The sequence below is a fragment of the Streptomyces sp. NPDC048275 genome, from assembly GCF_040652275.1.
Taxonomy (GTDB): Bacteria; Actinomycetota; Actinomycetes; order Streptomycetales; family Streptomycetaceae; genus Streptomyces.
This window is the reverse complement of sequence record NZ_JBEZLR010000008.1, coordinates 87170-109454: the sequence shown is the minus strand read 5'-3', so window position 1 is coordinate 109454 and position 22285 is coordinate 87170. Positions and strand designations below refer to the sequence as shown.

The 22285-nt window shown below is 68.6% G+C and carries 18 protein-coding genes and 2 pseudogenes; 10 read left to right on the top strand and 10 right to left on the bottom strand.

The features are described 5' to 3' along the window. The first annotated feature begins 235 nt into the window (after positions 1-235). The 7 genes and pseudogenes from AB0D57_RS07810 to AB0D57_RS07780 all read left to right on the top strand — a co-directional run bounded on the left by AB0D57_RS07810 (position 236) and on the right by AB0D57_RS07780 (position 8812). Positions 236-1369 carry an ROK family transcriptional regulator gene (locus tag AB0D57_RS07810; protein ID WP_362068378.1) on the top strand — a complete coding sequence of 378 codons (1134 nt, stop codon included), beginning with the start codon at positions 236-238 and terminating at the stop codon, positions 1367-1369. 274 nt (positions 1370-1643) lie between these two features. Next, positions 1644-2966, top strand: coding sequence for an extracellular solute-binding protein (locus AB0D57_RS07805; protein WP_362068375.1), 1323 nt, complete (start codon positions 1644-1646; stop codon positions 2964-2966). Positions 2967-3089: 123 nt separating this feature from the next. Next, entirely contained in the window at positions 3090-4001 is a 912-nt protein-coding gene (locus AB0D57_RS07800) for a sugar ABC transporter permease (RefSeq protein WP_362068372.1), read from the top strand. After that, a complete protein-coding gene (locus AB0D57_RS07795) occupies positions 3998-4900 on the top strand; it encodes a carbohydrate ABC transporter permease (RefSeq protein WP_362068369.1) in 903 nt (300 codons plus the stop codon). Before AB0D57_RS07800 ends, AB0D57_RS07795 begins: the two co-directional genes overlap by 4 nt. A gap of 124 nt (positions 4901-5024) precedes the next feature. Beyond that, positions 5025-5590: pseudogene (locus tag AB0D57_RS07790) on the top strand (hypothetical protein); the annotation flags it as partial. A gap of 15 nt (positions 5591-5605) precedes the next feature. Next, the gene (locus tag AB0D57_RS07785) at positions 5606-7423 is read left to right on the top strand and encodes a hypothetical protein (protein ID WP_362068366.1); all 1818 of its coding nucleotides are present in this window, start codon (positions 5606-5608) and stop codon (positions 7421-7423) included. 45 nt (positions 7424-7468) lie between these two features. Next, entirely contained in the window at positions 7469-8812 is a 1344-nt protein-coding gene (locus AB0D57_RS07780) for an IS630 family transposase (RefSeq protein WP_362068363.1), read from the top strand. Between the two features lie 30 nt (positions 8813-8842). Here AB0D57_RS07780 and AB0D57_RS07775 read toward each other — a convergent pair whose 3' ends face one another. After that, the gene (locus tag AB0D57_RS07775) at positions 8843-9445 is read right to left on the bottom strand and encodes a nucleoside/nucleotide kinase family protein (RefSeq protein ID WP_362068360.1); all 603 of its coding nucleotides are present in this window, start codon (positions 9443-9445) and stop codon (positions 8843-8845) included. 66 nt (positions 9446-9511) lie between these two features. Here AB0D57_RS07775 and AB0D57_RS07770 point away from each other — a divergent pair. The 3 genes and pseudogenes from AB0D57_RS07770 to AB0D57_RS07760 all read left to right on the top strand — a co-directional run. Continuing rightward, positions 9512-9751, top strand: a pseudogene (locus tag AB0D57_RS07770) (hypothetical protein); the annotation flags it as partial. Positions 9752-10024: 273 nt separating this feature from the next. After that, entirely contained in the window at positions 10025-11356 is a 1332-nt protein-coding gene (locus AB0D57_RS07765; protein WP_362068357.1) for an extracellular solute-binding protein, read from the top strand. A 161-nt stretch (positions 11357-11517) separates the two neighbouring features. Then, positions 11518-11799 carry a hypothetical protein gene (locus tag AB0D57_RS07760; protein ID WP_362068354.1) on the top strand — a complete coding sequence of 94 codons (282 nt, stop codon included), beginning with the start codon at positions 11518-11520 and terminating at the stop codon, positions 11797-11799. On the opposite strand, the gene AB0D57_RS07755 is transcribed toward AB0D57_RS07760, so the two are convergent. The 9 genes from AB0D57_RS07755 to AB0D57_RS07715 form a co-directional block, all read right to left on the bottom strand. Next, positions 11729-12430, bottom strand: a complete 702-nt coding sequence (locus AB0D57_RS07755; protein ID WP_362068517.1) for a nucleoside/nucleotide kinase family protein — start codon at positions 12428-12430, stop codon at positions 11729-11731. The two genes, AB0D57_RS07760 and AB0D57_RS07755, sit on opposite strands and share 71 nt — an antisense overlap. A 372-nt stretch (positions 12431-12802) precedes the next feature. Next, entirely contained in the window at positions 12803-14035 is a 1233-nt protein-coding gene (locus tag AB0D57_RS07750; RefSeq protein ID WP_362068351.1) for a serine hydrolase domain-containing protein, read from the bottom strand. Positions 14036-14167: 132 nt separating this feature from the next. Then, positions 14168-15448, bottom strand: coding sequence for a CAP domain-containing protein (locus tag AB0D57_RS07745; protein ID WP_362068348.1), 1281 nt, complete (start codon positions 15446-15448; stop codon positions 14168-14170). Positions 15449-15522: 74 nt separating this feature from the next. Further along, entirely contained in the window at positions 15523-15834 is a 312-nt protein-coding gene (locus AB0D57_RS07740; protein ID WP_362068345.1) for a DUF1232 domain-containing protein, read from the bottom strand. A gap of 109 nt (positions 15835-15943) precedes the next feature. Continuing rightward, positions 15944-16804 carry an MBL fold metallo-hydrolase gene (locus AB0D57_RS07735; RefSeq protein ID WP_362068342.1) on the bottom strand — a complete coding sequence of 287 codons (861 nt, stop codon included), beginning with the start codon at positions 16802-16804 and terminating at the stop codon, positions 15944-15946. Between the two features lie 92 nt (positions 16805-16896). Then, on the bottom strand, positions 16897-17274 hold the full coding sequence (locus AB0D57_RS07730) for a hypothetical protein (RefSeq protein WP_362068339.1): 378 nt from the start codon (positions 17272-17274) through the stop codon (positions 16897-16899). A gap of 287 nt (positions 17275-17561) precedes the next feature. Next, entirely contained in the window at positions 17562-18485 is a 924-nt protein-coding gene (locus AB0D57_RS07725) for a MurR/RpiR family transcriptional regulator (protein WP_362068336.1), read from the bottom strand. A 249-nt stretch (positions 18486-18734) separates the two neighbouring features. Beyond that, on the bottom strand, positions 18735-20027 hold the full coding sequence (locus AB0D57_RS07720) for a ThuA domain-containing protein (RefSeq protein WP_362068333.1): 1293 nt from the start codon (positions 20025-20027) through the stop codon (positions 18735-18737). A 22-nt stretch (positions 20028-20049) separates the two neighbouring features. Continuing rightward, entirely contained in the window at positions 20050-22221 is a 2172-nt protein-coding gene (locus AB0D57_RS07715; RefSeq protein WP_362068514.1) for an RICIN domain-containing protein, read from the bottom strand. Positions 22222-22285 lie beyond the last annotated feature (64 nt).

The following is a 22285-nucleotide window of genomic DNA, read 5'->3' as shown; positions in this document are numbered from 1 at the left end:
GTCGAGCGAGTCGGGAAGCCCCGGGACGGGCTTCTTGCGGAGCACGGCAGGCGAGTACCGTGAACTTCGTTAGGAAGTTAACTAACGAAGTTCACGGTGCGTCAAGAGTTGTCGCGCACTCGATCAACGGGACACCGCCTCCGGACGGGGGCGCGCGACACGAGGGCATCACATAGCCGCACCCCGCATCTGGGGAGCGCGGCCCCTGACCGATGGGGGAACTGTGGAACACGTCGTGACTGAAGCCCCCCGCCTCACCGAGAGCGCCAGTGCGGTGTTCGCCGTCCTGGCCCAGGCCGGCAGCGCCACCCGGCCGCAGCTGGCGAGCCTCGCGGGGCTGTCCAAGCCGACGGTATCCGCCGCCGTCGCGGAGCTGGAGAGCGCCCGGCTGGCCGCCTGTTTCGGCACCGCGTCCAGCGGTACCGGCCGCTCCGCGGTCGTATACGGCCTCGGGCCCGCCTCCGGCTCGGTCCTCGCCGTCGACCTCGGCCCGGCCCGCACCCGGGTACGCGGCTGCGCTCTGGACGGCACCCTGCTCGCCGAGGCGACCACCCCCCGAACCCGGGCCCCCGACGCCGTGCGCGAGGCACTGGCCGCGCTGCCCGCCGACGCCCCGCTGCGGGCCATCGTGGTCGCCGTCGGTGACGTCACCGAGCCCGACCGCGCGGGCGGCGGCATGCGCCCGGCGACCGCCAAGGCCGGGCCTGTCTTCGACGCCGTGTCGGTCGCGCTGCCGGCGGGCGTGCCCGTCCACCTGGAGAACAACGTCAACTGCGCGGCCCTTGCCGAACTCCAGGAGGGCGCCGCCCGTGGCCGCCATACCTTCGGTTATCTGCGGATCGGCGTCGGTATCGGTCTCGGCATCGTCATCGGCGGCCAGGTACTGCGCGGCGCCAACGGCGCTGCCGGTGAGCTGGCCCGGCTGCCGTATCCCTGGGACGACGACCGGGAGCCGCGCCAGGAGGCCCTGGAGGCCTATGTCGGCTCGCACGCGCTGCTGCGCCGGGCCGCCCAGGCCTGGCGGGCCGCCGACGGCCCGTGTCCCCGTACCGTCGAGCGGCTCTTCGCGCTGGCCGCGGCGGGCCGGGAACCCGCCCGTGGGCTCATCGCCCGGCACGCCGCCGACGTGGGCCGGCTGGCCGCTGCCGTGACCGCCGTACTGGACCCGGGACTTGTCGTCCTTGGCGGCAGCACCGGTGCGGATCCCCAGCTCCTTCCGGGGGTGCGGGCCGAACTGGGCCGGCTCAGCTGGCCCACCGAGGTGGTCAGCAGTCAGATCGGGGATCTCGGCACCGTCGTTGGTGCCGCCCGGCTCGCCGTGGCCAAGGGAGTCCAAACCGTGACCGAAGGCGCGCAGGTGAAAGATTGACGGCTTCCTTATCGGTCTGCCAATGTCCGGACAAGCGCTTTCTAGGTCGGCCGGGACGTCGACTTGGGGTGAGCGTCCCGGCCGTACGCGAAGTACGGCAGCCGCACGAGGGCGTGCTTGTGCGACGTCGGCCGTCATGGCCGGGGACCCCACCCGTCAAGGCGATACGGCCGGGCGAGGCCGTGCCCCCGGAAAGCGAAATCTCCCGCGAAATGCACCCGTGCCGCCTCGGCTGGCGCCGTGCTTCTTCCGCTATGACGAAAAGGGATTGAAGATGACCACTGTGGGTGTGCGGCGCTCTCGCCGACTTGGCCGCGGCGGCATGCGCCGCATGGTTCCTCTCGCTGCCGTGGCCACGGCAGGAGCCCTGCTGCTCTCCGCCTGCGGGTCGGATTCCGGCTCGGGCGGTGACTCCAAGTCGCTGACGTTCTGGATTTCCACGGTTCCGGGGCAGGACGCGGGCTGGAAGAAGATGGTGGCGCAGTACAAGAAGGATGCCGGCGTCGACGTCAAGCTCGTCAACCTCCCCTACGACGGCTACGCGACGAAGCTGCACAACGCCGCGCAGGCGAACTCCCTGCCCGACGTGGCGGCCGTGCCGGCGCTGGACCCGATCTGGTCGAACAAGCTGATCGACCTCAGCTCCATCGCCAACAACAAGACCAACAAGATCAACGCCAACTTCCTCGCCAAGGACTCGTCCGGGAAGGTGCTGTCCATCCCCTCGGACGTCACCGCGTCCGGCCTGTTCATCAACAAGTCGCTCTTCGAGAAGGCCGGCGTCTCCTTCCCGACCTCGCCCGAGAAGACCTGGACCTGGACCGACTTCATCAAGGCGGCGAACAAGGTCCGGGAGAAGACCGACGCCAAGTACTCCCTGACGTTCGACCAGTCGCCGTCCCGACTCCGCGCCATGGTGTACGAGATGGGCGGGCAGTACGTCCACGCTGACGACTCCGGCAAGTTCTCGGTGGACGCGGCGACCAAGAAGGCCGTGAACTACTTCGTCGGACTGAACGACGACAAGACCATGCCGAAGTCGGTGTGGACCAGCGGCGCCGACCCGTCGGCCATGTTCCAGAGCGGTGACGTGGTCGCCTACTGGTCCGGCGTGTGGCAGGTTCCCGCCTTCGCGGAGAGCATCAAGAAGTTCGAGTGGGCGAGCGTCCCGACTCCCGCCCAGCCGGTGCAGGCCAGCGACGTCAACAGCGGCGGCATGACGGTGGGCTTCAACAACAACGCCGACGCGGCCACCGCCGCGACGAAGTTCCTGTCCTGGCTGTACGAGCCGGCCCACTACCAGGCGCTGTGTGAGGCGTCCGGGTTCCTGCCGGTCGAGAGCGGTCTGAGCCCGAAGTACCCCTTCAAGTCCGAGGCGGCGCAGGCGGCGTTCAAGCTGTACAACGAGTCGATCCCGCTCTACGCCCCGATCTCCGGCTACTTCAACACCGCGCAGACGAACTGGGTGCTGAAGGGCAAGAGCCTCGCCGACGACCCGACCAAGGCGGAGCTCGGCAAGGCGATCAACGGCCAGCAGTCGGCCGACAAGGCCCTGGAGAACATCGTGGCCGGCTACAACCAGCAGGTCGGCGGCTGATCGTAGGCCGGAGGGCCGGGCGGCGGGGTCGAGACACCGCCGCCCGGCCCTGGGCACCCACGTGATGCCGGGCTCATGGTCCGAGCCCACAGCAATCCCTTCCACCAGCACGGAGTCAGGAAGATGACAAAAAGCGCCTCGGACGTGTCCGTGAGCCCGCCCAGGAGACGCAGTAAGTACACCCTTGCGCCGCTCGTCCTCATCGCGGCAAATGTGGTGCTCTTCGCGCTGTTCTTCGTCTGGCCGGCGGTGATCGGGCTCGTCTACTCGTTCACGAACTACACGGGTGTGGGGGCGTTCCAGTTCATCGGACTGGACAACTACGACAACCTGTTCGGGGACTCCACCTTCTACGACGCGCTGACCCGGACGCTGCTGTACACCGTTCTCTTCGTGCCGCTGAACTTCGCGCTCTCGCTGTTCGCCGCCACCCTGGTGGTGAACAAGCACGCCAAGGGCGCGTCGGTCGCCCGCGTCATCTTCTTCATCCCATGGCTTCTGTCACCCATCGTCGTGGGCGTCCTGTGGCGGTGGCTGTTCGGTGAGAACTTCGGGCTGGTCAACTACCTCATCGAGAAGGTCGGCGGAAGCGCCGTTCCGTGGCAGTCGAACGCGGACCTGTCGTTGATCGTGGTGGTGATGGCGGCATCCTGGGCCTGGACGGGTTTCTCGATGCTGCTGTTCATCGCCGCGATCAAGAACGTACCGGTGTCCTACTACGAGGCGGCCTCGCTCGACGGCGCCGGCCCATGGCGCCAGTTCGTCAGCATCACGCTGCCGAGCATCGCGCCCACCTCGTTCATCGTCGTCCTGCTCAACACGATCCACGGGATGAAGGAGTACCCGGTGTTCGCCGCCCTCAACAACGGCGGACCCGGGACGTCGAACAACCTGCTTGTCCAGTACATCTACGAGACCGGCTTCAAACGGGGCCAGATCGGCTACGCGAGCGCCGCGTCATTCGTGCTCATGATCATCCTGATTGCCGTCGCGCTCATCCAGATGATCGTCAACCGGCGGGTGGAGAACCGATGACAACCACAGACATGCCACGCCCGGTCGACGCCGAGTCCGGACGGGCCGTCTCCAAGAAGCGGTCCGGCAAGGCGGGCAGTGGCGGGCTCCGGCGGGCGGTGGCCCCGACGACACTGCTGTGGATCCTGGCGTGCCTGTACGGGGTGCCGGTGCTGTGGTTCATCCTCAGCTCCCTCAAGCCGGCCAGCGACCTGTTCTCCTATCCGCTGACGCTGGTGCCGCACAACCCCACCTTTTCGGGTTACACGGCGGCGTGGCGCAGTGCCAACTTCTCCCAGTACTTCATCAACACGACCATCGTCTGCGTGGTCGCGACGATCCTCACGGTGGGAGTCAGCTGCTGCACGGGGTACGCGCTGGCCAAGTACGACAACAAATGGCTCAAGTTCTTCTTCGTCTGCATCCTGGCCACCACGATGCTGCCGTCCGAGGTCATGCTGGCCCCGCAGTTCCTGGTGGTCCGCGACCTCGGCCTCTACAACTCGCTCGCCGGCATCATCCTCCCGGCCGTGCTCACCGCGACCGGATGCTTCATGTTCCGCCAGTTCTTCGTGACGGTTCCCGACGAACTCGTGGAAGCCGCACGCATCGACGGCGCCCGCGAACTGTCGATCTTCCTGCGGATCATGGTGCCGCTCTCCCGGCCCATCATGCTGACCCTCGCCATCCTGTCCTTCCAGTGGCGGTGGAACGACTACATCTGGCCGCTGCTGATGCTCAACGACCCCAGCAAGTTCACCGTGCAGATCGGCATCCAGAGCATCGTCGGCGCGCAGAACATCAACTGGTCGGTACTGCTCGGCGCCTCGGTCATCTCCATGATCCCGCTGATCGCCATCTTCCTGGTCTTCCAGCGCTACGTCATGGGCGCCGACATCAACGCCGGACTGAAGGACTGACCTTGCACGCCCCGCTCGACCACGAGTTCGTCCGCGTGGTGGCCGGTGCCGCGGACCGGCCGGCCGCCCCGCTGGCGGCCGGCCCCGACGAGGAACCCGTCGGTGTGACCCACCGCGCTCTGGCACGCCGTCGGCCGCCTGCTACCAGCCGTTCCCGCCGGACCGGCGACGGGACGACGGCGCCTACCGTATGGGGACGAGGGACGCTTCTCGGCCGCGACGGCCTTCCCGGACCGGCCTCGGGACGAGGTCTCCCACACGTCCCGCGCCGAAGCGGATCCGAGGGCAGACGGTGCCGACCTGCGGATCGACATCAGCGGACCAAGGATGCCCCGGGCCTTCGAACTGACCTTCCGGCCGGGCGGCGTGCCAGAGGGCGCCGTACCGATCGGCGACGGACGCCGGTGCCTGACGACCGGGCCCATGACCTACCGGGTCGGTGACGACGAGATCCGGGTCGAGGCCGACGTCGAGGCAGGCGAACCGCTTGCCGGGCCGGACCGGAGCGACGTACTACGGTACGACCCGGGTCAGGACTACACCGTGGTGGGCGGCACCGACGCGACGACCGGGAACCGCGTCCACATCGGTGGGCACGGCCCTCACACACTGACCGTCGCACTGCGCGCCCGCCGTCCCTCACCTGTCGTCCGACCCCGACAAACCACGCCATGGCGACCTCCGGCATGAAGGGCTGATCCACCCGTGCACCTCCTCCGCCAGCTCGGACCGCTGCACGACCTGCCGGACACGCCCGAGGCGTATGACGCGGTCCTCGCCGACGTCGTGGAGCAGGCCCTGGCCCGCCTCACGCCCGAGGGCAATCTCGAACACCCCGACTGTGTGGACGACATCGGCGACACCTCCCTCGGCATCACCTCGCTGCTGGCCCTCGCCTGGCAGCGCGGCAAGGACCCGCGGCTGCCGGAGGCGGTGCACCGCAGCCTCGCCTTCCATCTGCGCGAGCGGGTCTACACCGAGGACAACCCCGGCTACCCGAACCTGAAGGTCCGCGACTCCGGCCTGCCGTACGCCCGTTACGTCCTGGCGGCGGGCGCTCACCCGATCGGGGACTGGCCCAGCACGGTGTGGGCGCTGCTCCAGGCCGTCAACATCCTGGACCTGTCGGACGGTCTGGTCGACGACGAACAGCGCGCAGAGCTCGTCGAGGTGGGCCGCGGTTACTGGCGCCGGCTGACCGAGGCCACCTTCTTCAACCCGCAGGAGGCCGGCAACCAGGCGATCGGGTGTGTGGTCGGCGGGCTGATGCTGGCACGGCACCTCCCGCCCGAGGAGGCGGAGCCGGTCCGCGAGCGGGCGCTCGCCCTGTACACCGACAGGATCCGCGCCCACCGCGTCCTCGACCGGGGCGCCCTGCTTCCGCCCGAGCACGGCGGCGCCTACGACAACAACTACGGTCCGATCTCCCTGTCCTTCCTCGCCCAGGCCCATCGGATCAGCGGTGCGCAGATGTTCGCCGAGGACGGGGAGGCGCTCGCCCGGTACATCGACGCCCGGCTGCCGAACGGGGGCTTCGACAACGGCGGTCCCCGCTACAGCGAACAGCACTCGGGTTTCGAGTCTGTCCTGGGACTGCGCTACTTCGGCGCCCGTATCGGCTCCGACCTGGGCCGCTACCGGGGCGACACCAGCTGGGGCCGGCACGCGGTCAAGCCGGACGGCGGGGTCGACGGGCACTTCGCCTGGATGCTGGTCTGGCAGATCCAGGACACCACCGCCTGGCACCGCACTTCGTCGACCGTTCCGGCCCGCCATCAGCTCCGCGCGGGCGCGGTCTCGGTGGCCTTCAACCACCTTATGACCCCGGCACTGATCGAGGCGGCCGGCACCTACTACCTTCCGGCGGCGGTGAACCGGCAACACGGCTTCGGCCCGGTCCTGGACGGCTTCCTGTTCTGCCGGCCGATGGGCGAGGTCCGGGTCCGGGACGTCCACGCCGACGGCCTGATCGCCAAGCTGGTGAGCAAGCCTGTCGTGGGCCGCGACCAGGTGCTGCGCCGGGTGCGCTCCCTGTACGTCACGGACGGCACGACCCTGTGGGTGACGGTGGCCATGGAACGCCTCGACGGGATGCCGTACCTGCTGGCCGGGCTGCCGTACGCGGCGGACGACGGGGACCGGGTGCGCCGGGTCGCCGAGGGCGAGGTCGCGGCGGCGGGTGGGCTGCGTCTCACACACCCCTCGGAACAGGGCGTCGGCCACTTCGACGCGCGTGCCGAACTCACCCAGGAGCAGGCCGCGTTCGCCCTCGCCGCCGACCCGCGCGGCTATGGCGACCCGGACGAGGGCTGGCGCCACCTGGTCGCTTCCAGCGCGTACGAGGCCGAACCGGCGCCGGGTGCACCGGACCACCTGCACGTGTTCGCCGTACGGTACGGACCCGGCGGTGACTTGACACCGTCCTTCGAAGGGGACCTGACGGTGCGCACCGAGGAGTTCATGGCCGTCATCGGGCCCGACGACGCCCACGGCGATCCCGAACTCGCCCTCTCCGCCCGCTAGTGTGATGCGCCAGAAATCTCAGGGATAAGTCGCTAGCCTGTTTTCATGTCACCGGGCCCTCGTGCTGTTGAAGTCACTCTGTCCGCTGAGGAGCGCGCGGAGTTGTCCCGTTGGGTAAGTGGGGTGGTGGCGCCGCGTTTTGTGGAGCGGGCGCGCATTGTGCTGGCGTGCGCGGACGGTGCGCCGAATGCGCGTGTGGCGACAGAGGTCGGCGTGACGGTGGCGACGGTGAGGAAGTGGCGCGGGAAGTTCGCCGCTGAGCGGATGGCCGGGCTCGAGGATGCCGCTCGTATCGGTCGGCCGAAGGCTGACCTGGTCCTGAGTACGGCTGAGCGGGATCAGCTCACCCGGTGGGCGAGGCGGGCGAAGACCGCCCAGTATCTGGCGTTGCGCGCAAAGATCGTGCTGTGCTGTGCGGAGGGCGGGACGAACAAACAGGCCGCGATCGACCTCGGTGTTGATGAGTCGACGGTGGAACGCTGGCGTGCCCGGTTCATCGTCAAGCGCCTCGATGGCTTGTCCGACGAGCCCCGGGTGGGCAGGCCGCCCTCGATCCTGCTCGATCAGGTCGAGGACGTCATCGTGGCGACCTTGGAGTCCACTCCGGGCAAGGGCACGCACTGGTCGCGGGCCTCGATGGCTGAGCGCACCGGCCTGTCGAGATCGACGATCGGGCGGATCTGGAAGCGGTTTGACCTCAAGCCGCACCTGCAGGATTCCTTCAAGCTCTCCACCGATCCGCAGTTCGTCGCCAAGGTTGTCGACGTCGTCGGTCTGTATCACCACCCGCCGGAGAAGGCGGTGGTGTTGTGTGTGGACGAGAAGTCCCAGATTCAGGCGCTGGACCGGTCCCAGCTGGTGCTGCCGATAATGCCCGGCATGCCCGAGCGGCGTATGTACGACTACTACCGGCATGGGATCACCAGCCTGTTCGCGGCCTTCAATATCGCCGACGGCACGGTCATATCGGCACTGCACCGCCGCCACCGGGCAATCGAGTTCAAGAAGTTCCTGGTCACGATCGACAAGGCGGTGCCGGCCGGCCTCGATGTCCATCTGGTCTGTGACAACTACGCCACCCACAACACCGCCGAGATCAAGACATGGCTGGGCAAGCACCCCCGATTCCACGTCCACTTCACCCCGACCGGCTCCTCCTGGATGAACCAAGTCGAGCGGTGGTTTGGCCTGTTGACCGACAAGCTCATCCGTCGGGGCGTTCACACGTCGGTGAAGGCCCTGGAGGGCGACATCACCGCGTGGATCGAGACCTGGAACGAGAACCCGCGGCCCTTCACCTGGACCAAGACCGCCGACGAGATCCTCAGCTCCCTAGCCGACTACCTCGCCAAGGTCGGAACCAGCAGCCAAAAAACAGATAAGAACTAACCCTCAACATTTATGGCGCATCACACTAGTTCACCGGTTGCTGCCTGCGTCGTACGGCGCGGGCAGCGCTGGCTCCGGTGCCACCAGGTCCGCCCGGTCCCGGGTGGCCGCGACCAGGTCGGCATTGCGCTGGTCGGTGCCGGCCACCCAGCCTACGGCCTGGTCGTGCCCCTTGCCGAACTCCTCGTGCCGGGCGACCAGCCGCCGTATCCGCTCGGCCTCGTCGATATCGCAGAACCACACCTCGTCCAGGGCCGGCCGCACCCGCGCCCACAAGCCGTCCGGCAGCAGCAGGTAGTTGCCCTCCGTCACCATCAGCCGGGCCGTCGGCAGGACGGGGGTCGCGCCCGCGATCGGCCGCTCCAAGTCCCGCTCGAAGCCCGGGGCGTAGACCACGTCGTCCGTGTCCTCGCGCAGCCGCCGCAGCAGGGCCGCGTACCCGGCCGCGTCGAAGGTCGCGGGCGCGCCCTTGTGGTCCCTGAGGCCGAGGCGCTCCAGCTTGACGTCGGCCAGAGGGAAGCCGTCCATGGGCACATGCGCCACCCACGACTCGCCCGTGCCGTTCAACTCCCTTACCAGATGCCCGGCGAGGGAGCGGGCGCGGTCGAGGAGGTCGTCGAAAGTCAGCGGCACGGGGAAAGCGTGACATTGGGGTGTGCGGCGGCGAGCGTGCCTGCCACGCCCCGCGAGCCCAGACGTGGGAGGCCGGCCGCCGCCGTGACCGCCGTACTGGACCCGGGACTTGTCGTCCTTGGCGGCAGCACCGGTGCGGATCCCCAGCTCCTTCCGGGGGTGCGGGCCGAACTGGGCCGGCTCAGCCGGCCCACCGACGTGGTCAGCAGTCAGATCGGGGATCTCGGCACCGTAGTTGGTGGCGCCCGGCTCGCCGTGGCCAAGGGAGTCCAAACCGTGACCGAAGGCGCGCAGGTGAAAGATTGACGGCTTCCTTATCGGTCTGCCAATGTCCGGACCAGCGCTTTCTGGGTCGGCCGGGACGTCGGCTCGGGGTGTACGTCCAGGCCGTACGCAGACGTACGGCAGCCCGGCGAGGGCGTGCTCGCGGGCGGCGGCCACCGAGGCCGGGGACCCCACCGAGTAGGGCGATACGGCCGGCGAGGCCGTCACCCGGGAAGCGACTTTCGAGTACACCGCACCCGTGCCGCATGATTTTTCGGCCGGGGGGATCCGTCATGCACCTTCAGGGAGGACCCGGTGGGTCACCAGATTTCGCGCAGAACCCTCTTCCGCACCGCGAGCGGGATCGCCGTCGCCGGCGCTCTGGGCACGTCGCTCTCCGCCTGCGGCGGGGGCACCGGCGCAGGCGGCGGCAGCGACAAGCTGACCATGACCTGGTGGGGCAGCGACGACCGCCACGCCGCGTACAAGAAGGCCCTGGCCTACTTCCAGAAGAAGAACTCGGACATCAAGATCCAGGAGACCTACTCCGGGTACGACGGGTACTTCGACAAGTTCAACACCCAGGTCGCCGGCGGCAGCGCCCCCGACCTGCTCCAGATGGACACCGCGCTGGTCGCCCAGTACGCCCGCAAGGGTGTCCTCGCCCCGATCGACGAGTACGTCGGCAAGTCCCTGGACCTGACCGGCTTCTCCAAGACGCTGCTCGCGGTCGGCACGGTCGACGGCAAGCTGTACGGCGTGCCCTCCGGCATCGGCGTCAACGTCCTCACCGCCAACGTCACCGGCCTGAAGAAGCTGGGCCTGGAGCTGCCGGACCGCGAGTGGACCTGGGCCGACCTGAAGAAGATTGCGGTCGAGGTCAACAAGAGGAGTGGCGGCAAGCAGTTCGGCGTCGACGACAGCGGTGGCGCCACCCTCCAGGCCTTCGAGGTCTTCGCCCACGAGAAGGGCCAGCCGTTCTTCGCCGCTGACGGCAAGACGCTCGGCTTCACCCCGGACACCCTCCAGGAGTGGTGGGAGTTCTGGGCCGAGATGCGCAAGGACAATGCCTCCCCGGCCGCAGCGATCACCTCGGCCGCGCACAACGACCTCACCAAGAACGGCGTGGTCATCGGCAAGACGCTGTTCACCTTCGACTCCGGCGTCTACGGTGCGGGCGGCGCGATCACCGACGCGAACCTGGACTTCCTGCCCACCCCGCAGGGCGACTGGTCGGGCGCCCGCGAGGGCAACTTCGTCAACGGCGGCGTGCTGCTGAGCGCCGCCAAGGCGAGCAAGCACATCGCCGACTCGGTGAAGATCATGAGCTTCTTCGCGCAGGACGAGACGGCGATCAAAAACATGCAGATGCTACGCGGCTTCCCGCCGACCGAGAAGTCCCGCGCCCTCATCTCCGCCGGACTGTCGGACACCGACAAGAAGTCCATGGACATTGCCGACTACATCTCCAAGCGGGTCACCAAGGCGAGCAACGCGCTGCCGACCCCCCAGCCGCCGCCGAACGGCGCCGACCAGATCTGGGACCTGCTGTTCCAGTCCAACCTCGCCATCGCCTTCGGCAAGAAGACGATCAAGGCGCAGCTCGGCGAGTTCTTCGACCAGGCGACCGGGATCCTGGCCGAGTAGGCCGCGCAGCACATCTGAACACCGGGACAGGGCCAGGGAGATGAGTATGACCACCGCGCAGACGAGGTCGTGAAGGAGCAGTCCGCTCCCACGACCGCGTCCGACCAGCGGGAGCGCGACCGCATGCGCCGCCGCCTCGCCAGACGGCGGGGCGGGGGCTGGTGGCCGTACCTCTTCCTGGCCCCCCGCGCGGCTACGGCAACCCCGACGACGGCTGGCACCGCCTGATCACCTCCACCGCACTGGAGGCGGATCCGGCACCCGGCTCCCCCGAAGGCCTGAACGTCTTCGCCGTCCGCTACGGCCCCTCCCGCCCCTTCACCCCGGCATTCGAACACGGACCGGCGAGCCGGACGGTTCACACCGAGACGTTCACCGCACTGATCGCGAATCCCGCGGGCGATGCGCGAGGGGAACCCGAGCTGGAGCTGCGCGCCCGCTGACCGCCGCCCCGACGACCAGGTCGGCGCGGTCCCGGGTCGCGGCGACCAGCTCGGCGTTGCGCTGGTCCGTGCCGAGCACCCGGGCCACCGCCGTGTCGTGATCCTTGCCGAACTCCTCGTGGCGGGCGACGAGACGGCGTACGCGCTCGGCTTCGTCGAGCTCGCAGAACCACACCTCGTCCAGGTGCGACCGTACGCGGACCCATGCCTCGTCCGGCAGGAGGAGGTAGTTGCCCTCGGTGATGATCAGGCGGGCGGTGGAAGGGACAGGTATGGCGCCCGCGAGGGGCTGCTCCAGGGTCCGTTCGAAGCCCGGCGCGTAGACGACGCCGTCCTCCTCGTCGCGCAGCCGGCGCAGCAGCGCCGCGTAACCCCCTGCGTCGAAGGTTTCGGGAGCACCCTTGCGGTCGCGGCGGCCGAGGCGGTCCAGCTCGACATCCGCGAGATGGAAGCCGTCCATCGGCACGTGCGCGACCCAGTCGGGCCCGTCACCGTTCAGCCGCCGGACCAGGCCCTCGGCGAGCGTCGTCTTGCCCGCGCCGGGACTTCCGGTGATGCCGAGGATCGCGCGCTGCCCGGGACGGACGAGCGACGTCGCCCGCTCCAGGAGGTCGTCCAGGGCCATAGGGATGAAGATGGCGGGTTCCATGTCATCAGTATCAGGGCAAAGGGCTGGAATTCGGCTACCCTGCAACGATCCGAGGTCCCCGGCCGGTCATGCTGCATATGCTCATGAGGCTGTTGAATATCGGTCGATAACTGGCGAAGCAGCCGCCACCCACGGGGAGAACGTCATGTCGAAGCAGAGCCCTACGTGTGCACCCCGCAGCTACCGGGCGTACTTCGATCATCTGCTCGGCTGCCAGAAGTGCAGTGCGCCCCCGAGGCGATGTGACGAAGGTAGCGCGCTGTACCGCACCTACCGGGCCGACTTGAAGAAGTCATGAGCGCCGAGAGGTGCGGCCGGAGATTTGGACCGACCGTCCGGCCGCGCCTCGCCACGTCAGTCGCGGGCGACGCCCGGTGCGATGTCCTCGTACTGCTGCTTCACGGGAGTCACCCTGCGCGCGGTGGCTTTGGTCGTGGCCGTGGTCGACGGCTTGCCGCAGAACGCGGATTCCAGGGTGCCGGCCATGGTGTTGAGCACGGTGGCGTTGTTGGAGGTGTTGGCGAGCGCGGCGACGCTGCGCTTGCCGTCCTTCGAGGTGAAGGCGTACGTGTAGTAGCCCTGCACGGTGCCCGTGTGCCCGTACACGGAAATGCCGCAGGACAGGTCACGGCGGCGCAGGCCGAGGCCGTAGCCCTGGGTGCTGTTGACCGTCGTCCACTGCTGCATCTGGGTGAGTTGCGTGGCGGACATGAGCTGCCCGCCCATCAGGGCGGAGAAGAACGTGTTCAGGTCCCGCGTGCTGGAGACGATCGCGCCCGCGCTCTGTGCCCAGGACAGCGTCTGCTCGGTGGAGTCCACCAGCGCCGCACCGGTCTCGTCGGGCGTGAGATAGCCGTTGACGTGGCGGCCCGGGACGGCGGTGTGGGGATGAACGTAGAGGGTGTCGCTGAGATTCAGCGGCGTGAAGATGCGCTTCTGGTACTCCGTGGCCACGGCGTGGCCGGTGAGCTTCTCGATGAGCATGCCCGCGACGACGAAGTTGGTGTTGGAGTACGAATAGGCCGCGCCCGGCGTGTTGTCGAGAGGCTTCTTCAGGGACAGGTTGACCAGGTCCTGGTAGCTGAAGACCTTGTTGCGGACCGCCTCGAAACCCGGGACCGTCTGCGCGAACATGTCGTTGGTGTAGTCGTACAGCCCGCTGCGGTGGCTCAGTACATGGCGCACGGTGATCCGGTCGTCTGGCAGCAGCCCGGGCAGATAGCTGTTCACCGGGGTGTCCAGACTCAGTTTGCCCTCGTCGACCAGTTGCAGCAGGACCACCGCGGAGAAGCTCTTGGTGACGCTGCCGACGCGGAACCGGTCGGTCGTGATGACGGCCCGCCCGGTGTCCCGGTCGGCGACTCCCTCGGCCCACAGGTGGACCGTGCCGTTGTCGTCGACGCGCACCATCGCGCCGGGGGCTCCCTGGGTCAGCGCGGAGTGCAGTACGCTCCGCAGCCCGGCGTCGTCCGGCGCCGCCGCCTCCGTGCCCGCGACGTCCGTGGCGGCCGCTTGCGCGGGCACAGCCAGGAGGGACAGCAGCACCGCGCCCAGCGCCGTGGCTGAGCCCACCGTTCTCGAGACCATCTGATTCTTCTCCCGGTATTTCTCTGCGTACCGCGCCGCGGATGCGGCGTCGGCACCATCTCTACGCGCCGACCCGGCACGCGGGTCGCATTGTCCAGGGGTGAATGTGAAGGTGAGTCGGAAAGTGGCCAGTCAGCCGCCGAAGAGCTGCGTCCAGTACGTGCCCGCCTTGCCGCCGCCCGCGAGGCCGATGCCTATGTGGGTGAAGGCGGGCTTGAGGATGTTGGCGCGGTGGCCGGGGCTGTTCATCCAGCCGCGGACGACCTCGGTGGGGGAGCGCTGGCCGCAGGCGATGTTCTCGCCGATGGTGCGGCGGGTGGAGCCGGCCGCGGCGGCCCGGTCCCAGGGGCGGCTGCCGTCGGGGGAGGTGTGGGAGTAGAAGGCGCGGGTCACCATGTCGGCGCTGTGAGCCTGGGCCGCCGCGGTCAGCAAGGGGTCGACGGCCAGCGGCGGCAGGCCTCCCGCGGCTCGCTCGGCATTGGTCAGCGCGACGACCTCGTTCGCCGTCCGCGCCAGGCCGTCGGCGCTGAACGGCCGTGCCCACAGGGCCGTCCAGTACATGTCGCCCGAGCGGTGGTCGGCGACGTACGCGAGCCCCGCCTGGCGGTACGCGGGCTCGTACAGCGTGAGCCGGGACTGCTCGGTGGACAGGCAGTACTCCACGAACTCGGCCGGTGTGCGCGGGCCGGAGACGAGGTGCTCGCCGACGGTGAGATACGCGTAACCGGCGGAGGTGACGCGCTGGTACACCGAGATGCCGTTCGCGCTCTCGGAGCTGAGGAGCCGGCGTGCGGCCATGTCGGAGGCGTGTGCCCGCGCCGCGGCCGCGAGCCGCGCGTCGAGGGAGACGGGCGGGGAACCGGCCGCGGTGCGGACCGAGTTCACCAGATCGAGGAAGCCGTCCGGGTCGGGTGCCGCGACCGGCGTCGCGTCGTCCGCGGCGACATCGACCCCGAAGTCCCGCGCTATGCCGGCCAGCCCGTCCGCGTAGCCCTGGCCGAGCGCGCGCAGCTTCCAGGTGGTGCCGCGCCGGTAGATCTCGGCGAGCAGCAGCACGGTCTCGCGCTGCGGACGCGGCGGGGTGAACCGGGCGACGGTGCGGCCGCCCGGACCGGCGAGGTGCAGGGTGGGAGTGGGCAGTCGGCCCAGCGGTGTACCGGGATCGGCGGGGCTGATGACCACGGTGACGCGGCTCGCCCCGGCCCGCAGGGCCGACGGGTCGATGGTGAGGTGCTCCGCGACGAGCCGGGCCCCCGGCGCGGTCGGCTGGTTGTAGAACACGAAGTCACCGTCGCCGCGCACCTTTCCGCTGTCATCGGTGATGAGCGCGGAGACGTCGAAGGGACCCGGCACCCGGATCGTCAGGGTGCCGCCCGGCAGGGGCACATTGCCCCCGGGAACCAGCTCGCTCATGGTGCCGCCCGTCGAAGTGATGATCCCTGCGGAGCTCCGGCGCGGGCGTCCACGCCTCCGGCCCGCTCACCACGTCAACGTCCTGTTCTCGTACGAGGGTTCCCACTGCCCTGTACCTCGATCACCTCGCCACGGCGCAACGAGCGCAGCGCCAGCAGGAGTACGCCGATGTCGTCCAGGTAGATCGGGTCCGGCAGCAGATCGGCCGGGAGCAGGAGGTAGGCGACGGCGCCCCAGAAGACCCAGCGGGGTCCGGTCGGGAGTCCGGCACGGCGCAGGTCTCGGCGGGTACGGACGAGCCGGATCAGGAGGGCGATCGCCGCCCCGAGTACGGCGGCGGCCAGGACCGCGACGATGGCGACCACCGTCCATGTCGTGGAATCCATGAGTACGTCCATCCGTCCAGGGCTCGCGGCGGGCTGTTCCTCCCTGTCGTCTTCCCACCCGCGGGGTTCGTATCGCTCCCGGTTCGGCCAAGTGTGGGAAGCGGGCCTCCTATACGCTGTCCGGCAGGTCGCTTCGGCAGATGATGAAGTCGTCGAAGACATGCCGCCCCGGCCGGTCGCCGACGGACGCGATCGCCGCGCGGATGTCCCGCAGTTGCTCCACGGCCATCTGGAGCGGTGGTTCGTCGGGCTGGTACGTGGTGCGGATGGGATAGTCCCGACCCGGCTGTCGGGTCATTTCGATGTGACAGCCCAGCACATGCGTGACCGGCCGACCGGCACAGAAGTCGATCAGGCGGTCGACGGTGCGGGTGAAGGCCGCCCAGTCCTCGATGTACAGGCGGCCGGGATAGACCGTGTCGCCGGTGAGCAGGAACCCGGTCCAGGGGTCGAAGAACGACACCGCCGCCTCGTGATGCCCCGGCGTGGCCAGGCACTCCAGCACCCGGCCGCCGAGATCGACCCGCGCGACACCGTCGGGATCGTCGTGGAACCCGAAGAACTCCCAGGCACTGTCGCGGGCCGCGTCCACGACCGTGGTGCCGGGACGGTCGGCGAACTGACCGTCCCCCGCGACGTGGTCGCCGTGCGGGTGGGTGTGCAGCACCAACAGCTCGTACCCGTCCCGGGGATGGGCGGCCAGCCAGGTCTCCATCACCTCGTCCACCACGCGGCGCAGCGGGAAGTACGCGGCCGAGGCCGTGGCGCCGGTGTCGATCAGCACGGCCCGTGCCTCGCCGAACAAGAGGAACAGGAAGGGTGCTTCGTAGTCGATCGCCATGTTCTGCCGCAGGATCACCGAGTGCGCGTCGTACGGGTACACCTGAATGTCGGGATCCGTGTTGTGCTTGGCCGACGGCGAGCCGTGGATCCACCGCACATCGAGGGTCGGCTCCTGTGCGGATCCCACTTCTCCACCAGCGGTACCGGTCCTCCACCTCTGCATGTCCACGACGTCTCCCGGTCATGATCCCGCCGGGACCACCACCTGGGCCCGGGACCTCAGTTTCGCGCGGTGTTGTTGTCCACGAGGGCCTGGGTGACCGCTCGGATGCTGCGGGCGATGTGGTTGAGCTGCAGCACCTCGGCCGCGTACATCTTGATCGTGTGTTCGATGACCGACTCGTGCAGGCCGAGGGCGGGCAGTTCGGTTCGGGCGGTCTGCAGGGCGGTGCGGGCGACCCGTATCTCGTGCTGCACCTGGATCTGCGCGTGGCGGCCGAGCAGAACGGGATGCTTGATCAGCGTCGGATAGCTCGCGTAGCGGGCCGGCACCAGGTCGCGCAGCCACTTGGTCGCCGATCGCTCCCAGTCGAAGCTGCCGGGGGTCTTGACCTGGCATGGCCAGTCCGCGGTGATCGGTGAGTACGTCAGAGCCATGTTCATCGCTTCCGGGTCACGTCGGCGGCAAGGTGGTCAGCGGTTCTGGGGCGGCCCCGGTCTAGGGGATGGCCGGGGCCGCCACCACGGGCGCCCGCTCGCGCGGGGCTCGTCCGACCACCAGGGGCCCATGCGGGTAGGAGCGGACGGCCCCGAGTGGTCGTTGGGAAGTATTTATATATACCGCCGGATACGCAAGAACATGAAAAAATTCACGTGAGATTTGGTGTGAATGATCCTGTGATGCCAGAGGGGCAGGGGGCAGACTGCGCAGTTCAGTCCTCAGTTCAGTCCTTGAGGAAGAACTGGTGCTGCTCGGCGATCTGCTCGTAATCCTCAAGGCGTGCCCGGGTCCGCTCCGGATCGGCGTCGCTCATGGCCTGGAGGAGTGCCGCCGACATGACGACGGGGGCGGCGTAGGAGTCGAAGACGAGGCGTGATCCGGTGCCGATGGTGAAGGTGACGTCGGCCTCGTCGGCCAGCGGTCCGAGCGCCAGGTCGGTGATCAGGGCCACCCGCAGACCCGCACTGCGCGCGACGCGCACGGCGGTCAGTGTTTCCTGGGCGTGCCGGGGCATCCCGAAGGCGAGCAGCCAGGTGCCGCCCGCCTCGCGCGACTGGAGCAGCGCGTCGTACGCGACGCTGCCGCCGCGTGTGACCAGCCGGACGTCGGGGTGGATACGGCGGGCGGCGTACGCGAAGTACTCCGCCAGTGACACGGAGATACGCAGCCCCAGCACGGTGAGCGGGGTCGACTGCGACAGCGCCCGGCCGACGGTGATCACCCGATCCGGGTCGGCGAAGTCCCGCCGCAGGTTCTCCAGGTTCTCGATCTCGGCGTCCACCGCCGCCTGCAGCTCGTTGGTGCCGTCCTGCGCGGGCGCGGCCGGGGCGCCGGCGAGTGTGCTGAGCGCGATGGCCTGGAGTTTCTCGCGCAACGCGGGGTAGCCGCTGAAGCCGACCGCGGCGGCGAAGCGGGTCACCGAAGGCTGGCTCACCCCGACACGTTCCGCGAGATCGGTGATCGACAGGAACGCCGCCTCGGTGATGTGCTCGATCAGATACTGGGCGATCTGGCGCTGGCCGGGCGAGAGCCGGGGCCCGTCGAACAACTCCCTGAGCTGGGACGTGGGAGCCGCGCCCGCCACCGGAACCGTCTTCCCCGAGGTGATCGCGGACGCCTGCGCGCGTGCCTGCTGCGGCGATGGCACCGATGTGCCTCCTTCGTGTCCCACGAGGATTCAACATAGCTCACGGCCCGTGCTGACCAGGGAATGGACGACCACGCGCAGTAGCCCGGCGAGCGGGGTCCGTGTGCAAGAACCCGGCCTGCGGCTGTTCGGGCGACGCCGACCACAACGCAGCCCGGAACGTCCTGCACCTGTACCGGATGGGCCTACGCGATCGAGACCGCTGCCCCCGCCGTATGCCTGCGGCGGGGGCACTCTGGGGCCGGTCGGTCAGGGCTGTGCGGTGAGCGTGAAGCTCTGTTCGGAAGAGGCGTCGCAGCCGCGCTGGGTGAGCTGGACGCTGTTCGTCGAGGCACTCGCCGCACTCAGGCACTTGCCGCTGTGGCGGGCGACGAAGTGGTACCGCCCGGTGGCCTCCTTCACGGGCTGCCACTGCTGGTTCTGCCCGCTCGAGTAACTCCACAGCTGGAGCGGCGCGTTGTCGGCGGTCGAGACATCGGTCACGTCGATGACCTGCTGTGGATTGCCGCGGATGGTGATCCGCATATAGCCACTGTCGGTCGAGCGGAACTGGAACTGCTGTGCCTGAGTGCCGTTGCAGGCGTACTGCTGGATCGCGGTCCCGTTCGCGGTGGCGGCCGAACGGGCGTCCACGCAGGTGCCGTTGGCGGCATTCGTCAGCGAGTACCAGGAGGTCTCGGAGATCGAGTCCACCGGGGGAGGGGTTGTGTCGGCCCCGCCCAGCCACTTCAGCCCGTCCAGCAGGAACCGGTTCTGTGTCTCACTCGCGAACGTCGACGACAGACGGGTGTTGGTCGAGTAGTTCATCGCGTTGTGGCCGAAGTTCGCGTACAGCATCTTGTACTTCGTGTTGGTCCACAGGATCGGGTAGTAGCCGCTGTACCAGGACTGGTTGGGATCCGTGCCCAGGGGGAAACTGCTGGGGTCGACCGAGGCGAGGATCTTGATGTCCGGGTTCTGCCGCAGGTCGTTCGACCAGCTGTACCACTCGCTGACCGACGAGGTGAACGTCGCGGGCAGGTTCTTGGTCGAGGCGTGCGTACGGTCCTCGACCTTCAGGACCGACGTCGTCGGACCCCAGGTGTTCGACTTGAAGTTGCCGCTGCCGAGGAACTGGTTGTGGTACCACGGCCAGTCCGCCGCATTGGTCGTGAAGGCCGAGACATGGAAGCCCATCCAGGCGCCGCCACCCCGCATGTACTGCTCGAAACCCGTCCGTTGGGCAGCCGTCTGCGGCAAGTCGTCCAGGAACAGCACGACTTGGTAGGCGCCGACACCGCCGTTGCTGAGCAGGTCCCAGTTGTTGCTGGCCGTGTAGGTGAAGCCGTTCGCCGCGGCCTGCTTGGGGAACCAGTCGTTCGCCTCCTTGACGAAGTCGATGTGCGCCGCGTCCCAGGTGCCGCTGTAGAGCGCCAGCACCTTGAACGGTGTCGCGGCGGTGCCCGCGTGGGCAGCGGGCGGGGCTGCCAGGCCGAGCAGCGTCGCCAGGAGGACGAGGAGCCGCAGGACCGCGCGCGCCGGACCGGATCTGATGGTGTGCATCGGACGTTCCTTCCCGTACGGGTCAGGGGTAGCTGACGAGATTGGCGACATTGGTGGAGGAGTTGGACGGGCCGCCCCTGTCGTTGATGACGTGCCGGATCGTGCCCGTACCGCCGAGTGAGACCGTCACCATGTCCTTGAAGCGCACGTTCGCGTTGTTCGGCGCCTCGATGGCGCGCTCCGCGGCCACGCTCGAGTTGACGTTGAAGTAGCAGTAGCTGCCGAAGCCGTACACCTGGTGGCTGGTCACGGAGTTCGCGACCTTGTAGGCGGCGTAGCCCTGCGTCGAACCGTTCATCCAGGACGACTGGTTGGGCGGGTCGTACGGCATCTCGTTCTGGTAGAAGTACGTCCGGCCGCCATTGCCGTTCCAGATGGTCTGGTATTTCTGGTAGTGCTCGACGAACAGGCCGTACATCGTCGCGTCGTCGCCATTGACGACCAGTCCGGTGTCGGCGGTGTTGCTCGTCCAGCCCACCCCGCTGCCGTGGTCGGCGCGCCACAGCCACAGGTGGTCGCCGATGACGTCGTCGCTGTTGATGGTCAGGCTGGTGGTGGCCTTGCCGACGCCCGGGCCGCCGATGCGGAAGAAGACGTCGTGAAGGGAGCTCGGGTTGGCGCTGTGGTCCGCGGAGGAGCCGCTCGGCCCCATCTCCATGAGCTGCGCGGAGTTGGTGGTCCCGGCGTCGATCAGAAGCCCGGCGAGCTGGACACCGTTCACGTCGGCGACCGTCATCGCGGTGATTCCGTTGTCGGGGATGAGCGTGGCGAGGCCGAGGCCCAGGACGACGGTGTCGGCCCTGGTCACCTTGAGTGTCTGGTCGAGGTGGTAGACACCCGGCGTGACCAGCAGGTTCTTGCCCTGAGCGAGCGCGTCGTTCATCTGCGCGGCGGTCGCGCCCGGCTTGACGATGAAGAAGTCGGCGATGGGCAGTGACGTGCCCGCCGGGGTGCCGGAACTCCAGGTGGTGCCACTGGTGTTGGTGCGCACGGAAGGCACGAACACCTTCCAGGCGCCGGCAGAGTCGACGTACAGGAAGGGCTTCTCACGCGTCACCGGCGCCTGGTCGACCGTGGTGTACGGCGGGCTCGGGAAGCTGTTCGCCGGAGCGTTCTTGGAGCCGACGAAGACCATGTTCCAGTTGGAACCGGTCCAGCTGCCCCATTCGGTATTCCGCGACAGCCACTGCTGCTGCGAACCGGAGTTGACCTGACCGTCGACCTTCGTGTCGGCCATGTAGCCGCCGCTGGACCAGCCGCCGTCGTCCAGCGCGAGGTTGCCGCGCAGATGCATCCGCCGGTACGGCGCTGCCTGCGACACCGCCCAGCGGTCCGAGCCGTTGGTCGGAGTCACCGACAGGTTCTCCGCCGACCGCCAGAAGTTCTGCGTGGCGTTGCCCTGGAACCAGTCCGCCTCGGCGTGCACCGAGCCGCGGATGTTCACGTCGTCGGGGGACAGGCCCAGACCGGCGACCTGGGTGTAGAAGCCGACGTTGGCGTTGGCGTCGTACGTACCGGGCTTGAAGAGGAAGGCCTTCCGGGCGGTGCCGAACTGGTTGGTCTCCTGCTGGGAGAAGGCCGAGTTGAGGCTGCTCTGGATCGTCGCGGTGGGCGTCGACGGATCGAAGACGGTGACGTTCGGGCCGAGGTCAGGGGTCCCGGGCGGCGGCGTCGCATCGACGGGATTGACGTAGAAGGACTGCGCCGCCGTGCCGTTGCACGTGTACTGAGCCAGCTGCACACTGTCCGCGGTGGAGGCGCTCGGCACGTCGAGGCACTTGCCGCTGTTGCGGTTCACGAAGTGGTAGGCGCCACTGGACTCCGCCACGGCCTGCCACTGCTGGTTGTTGCCGCCGCCGTACGTCCACAGCTGCACCAGTGCGTTGTCCGCCGTCGAGACGCCGGTGACGTCCCAGGCCTTGGTGGCGTCGGCGCGGTTGTCGACCTGGGAGTATCCGCCGGACGTGGTCGCGAACTGCCACTGCTGGGCCTGGCTGCTGTTGCACGCGTACTGCTGGACCGCGGTGCCGTCCGCCGTCGCGGCGGCGCGCGCGTCGACGCACTTGCCGCTGCCCGCGTTGACGACGGTGGCCCAGCCGGTGGGCAGCGCGGCGGCCTGCGCGGTCGCCTCGTCCTGCGCGGCGAAGGCGACGCCTGACACCGTTGTCGCCACGAGGGCGACCACGGTCAGCATTTTCGGTATCCGGTGGCGGCCGGACTTATTTCCGGATCTGGACACGTGGGATCTCCTGGGCTGG

What these genes read in the sequence shown, in the direction of transcription:
- AB0D57_RS07805 (WP_362068375.1), top strand. Translation starts at nt 1,644, where the DNA reads ATGACCACTGTGGGTGTGCGGCGCTCTCGCCGACTTGGCCGCGGCGGC.
- AB0D57_RS07800 (WP_362068372.1), top strand. Translation starts at nt 3,090, where the DNA reads ATGACAAAAAGCGCCTCGGACGTGTCCGTGAGCCCGCCCAGGAGACGC.
- AB0D57_RS07795 (WP_362068369.1), top strand. Translation starts at nt 3,998, where the DNA reads ATGACAACCACAGACATGCCACGCCCGGTCGACGCCGAGTCCGGACGG.
- AB0D57_RS07780 (WP_362068363.1), top strand. Translation starts at nt 7,469, where the DNA reads ATGTCACCGGGCCCTCGTGCTGTTGAAGTCACTCTGTCCGCTGAGGAG.
- AB0D57_RS07750 (WP_362068351.1), bottom strand. Translation starts at nt 14,035, where the DNA reads ATGGTCTCGAGAACGGTGGGCTCAGCCACGGCGCTGGGCGCGGTGCTG.
- AB0D57_RS07745 (WP_362068348.1), bottom strand. Translation starts at nt 15,448, where the DNA reads ATGAGCGAGCTGGTTCCCGGGGGCAATGTGCCCCTGCCGGGCGGCACC.
- AB0D57_RS07740 (WP_362068345.1), bottom strand. Translation starts at nt 15,834, where the DNA reads ATGGATTCCACGACATGGACGGTGGTCGCCATCGTCGCGGTCCTGGCC.
- AB0D57_RS07730 (WP_362068339.1), bottom strand. Translation starts at nt 17,274, where the DNA reads ATGGCTCTGACGTACTCACCGATCACCGCGGACTGGCCATGCCAGGTC.
- AB0D57_RS07720 (WP_362068333.1), bottom strand. Translation starts at nt 20,027, where the DNA reads ATGCACACCATCAGATCCGGTCCGGCGCGCGCGGTCCTGCGGCTCCTC.
- AB0D57_RS07715 (WP_362068514.1), bottom strand. Translation starts at nt 22,221, where the DNA reads ATGCTGACCGTGGTCGCCCTCGTGGCGACAACGGTGTCAGGCGTCGCC.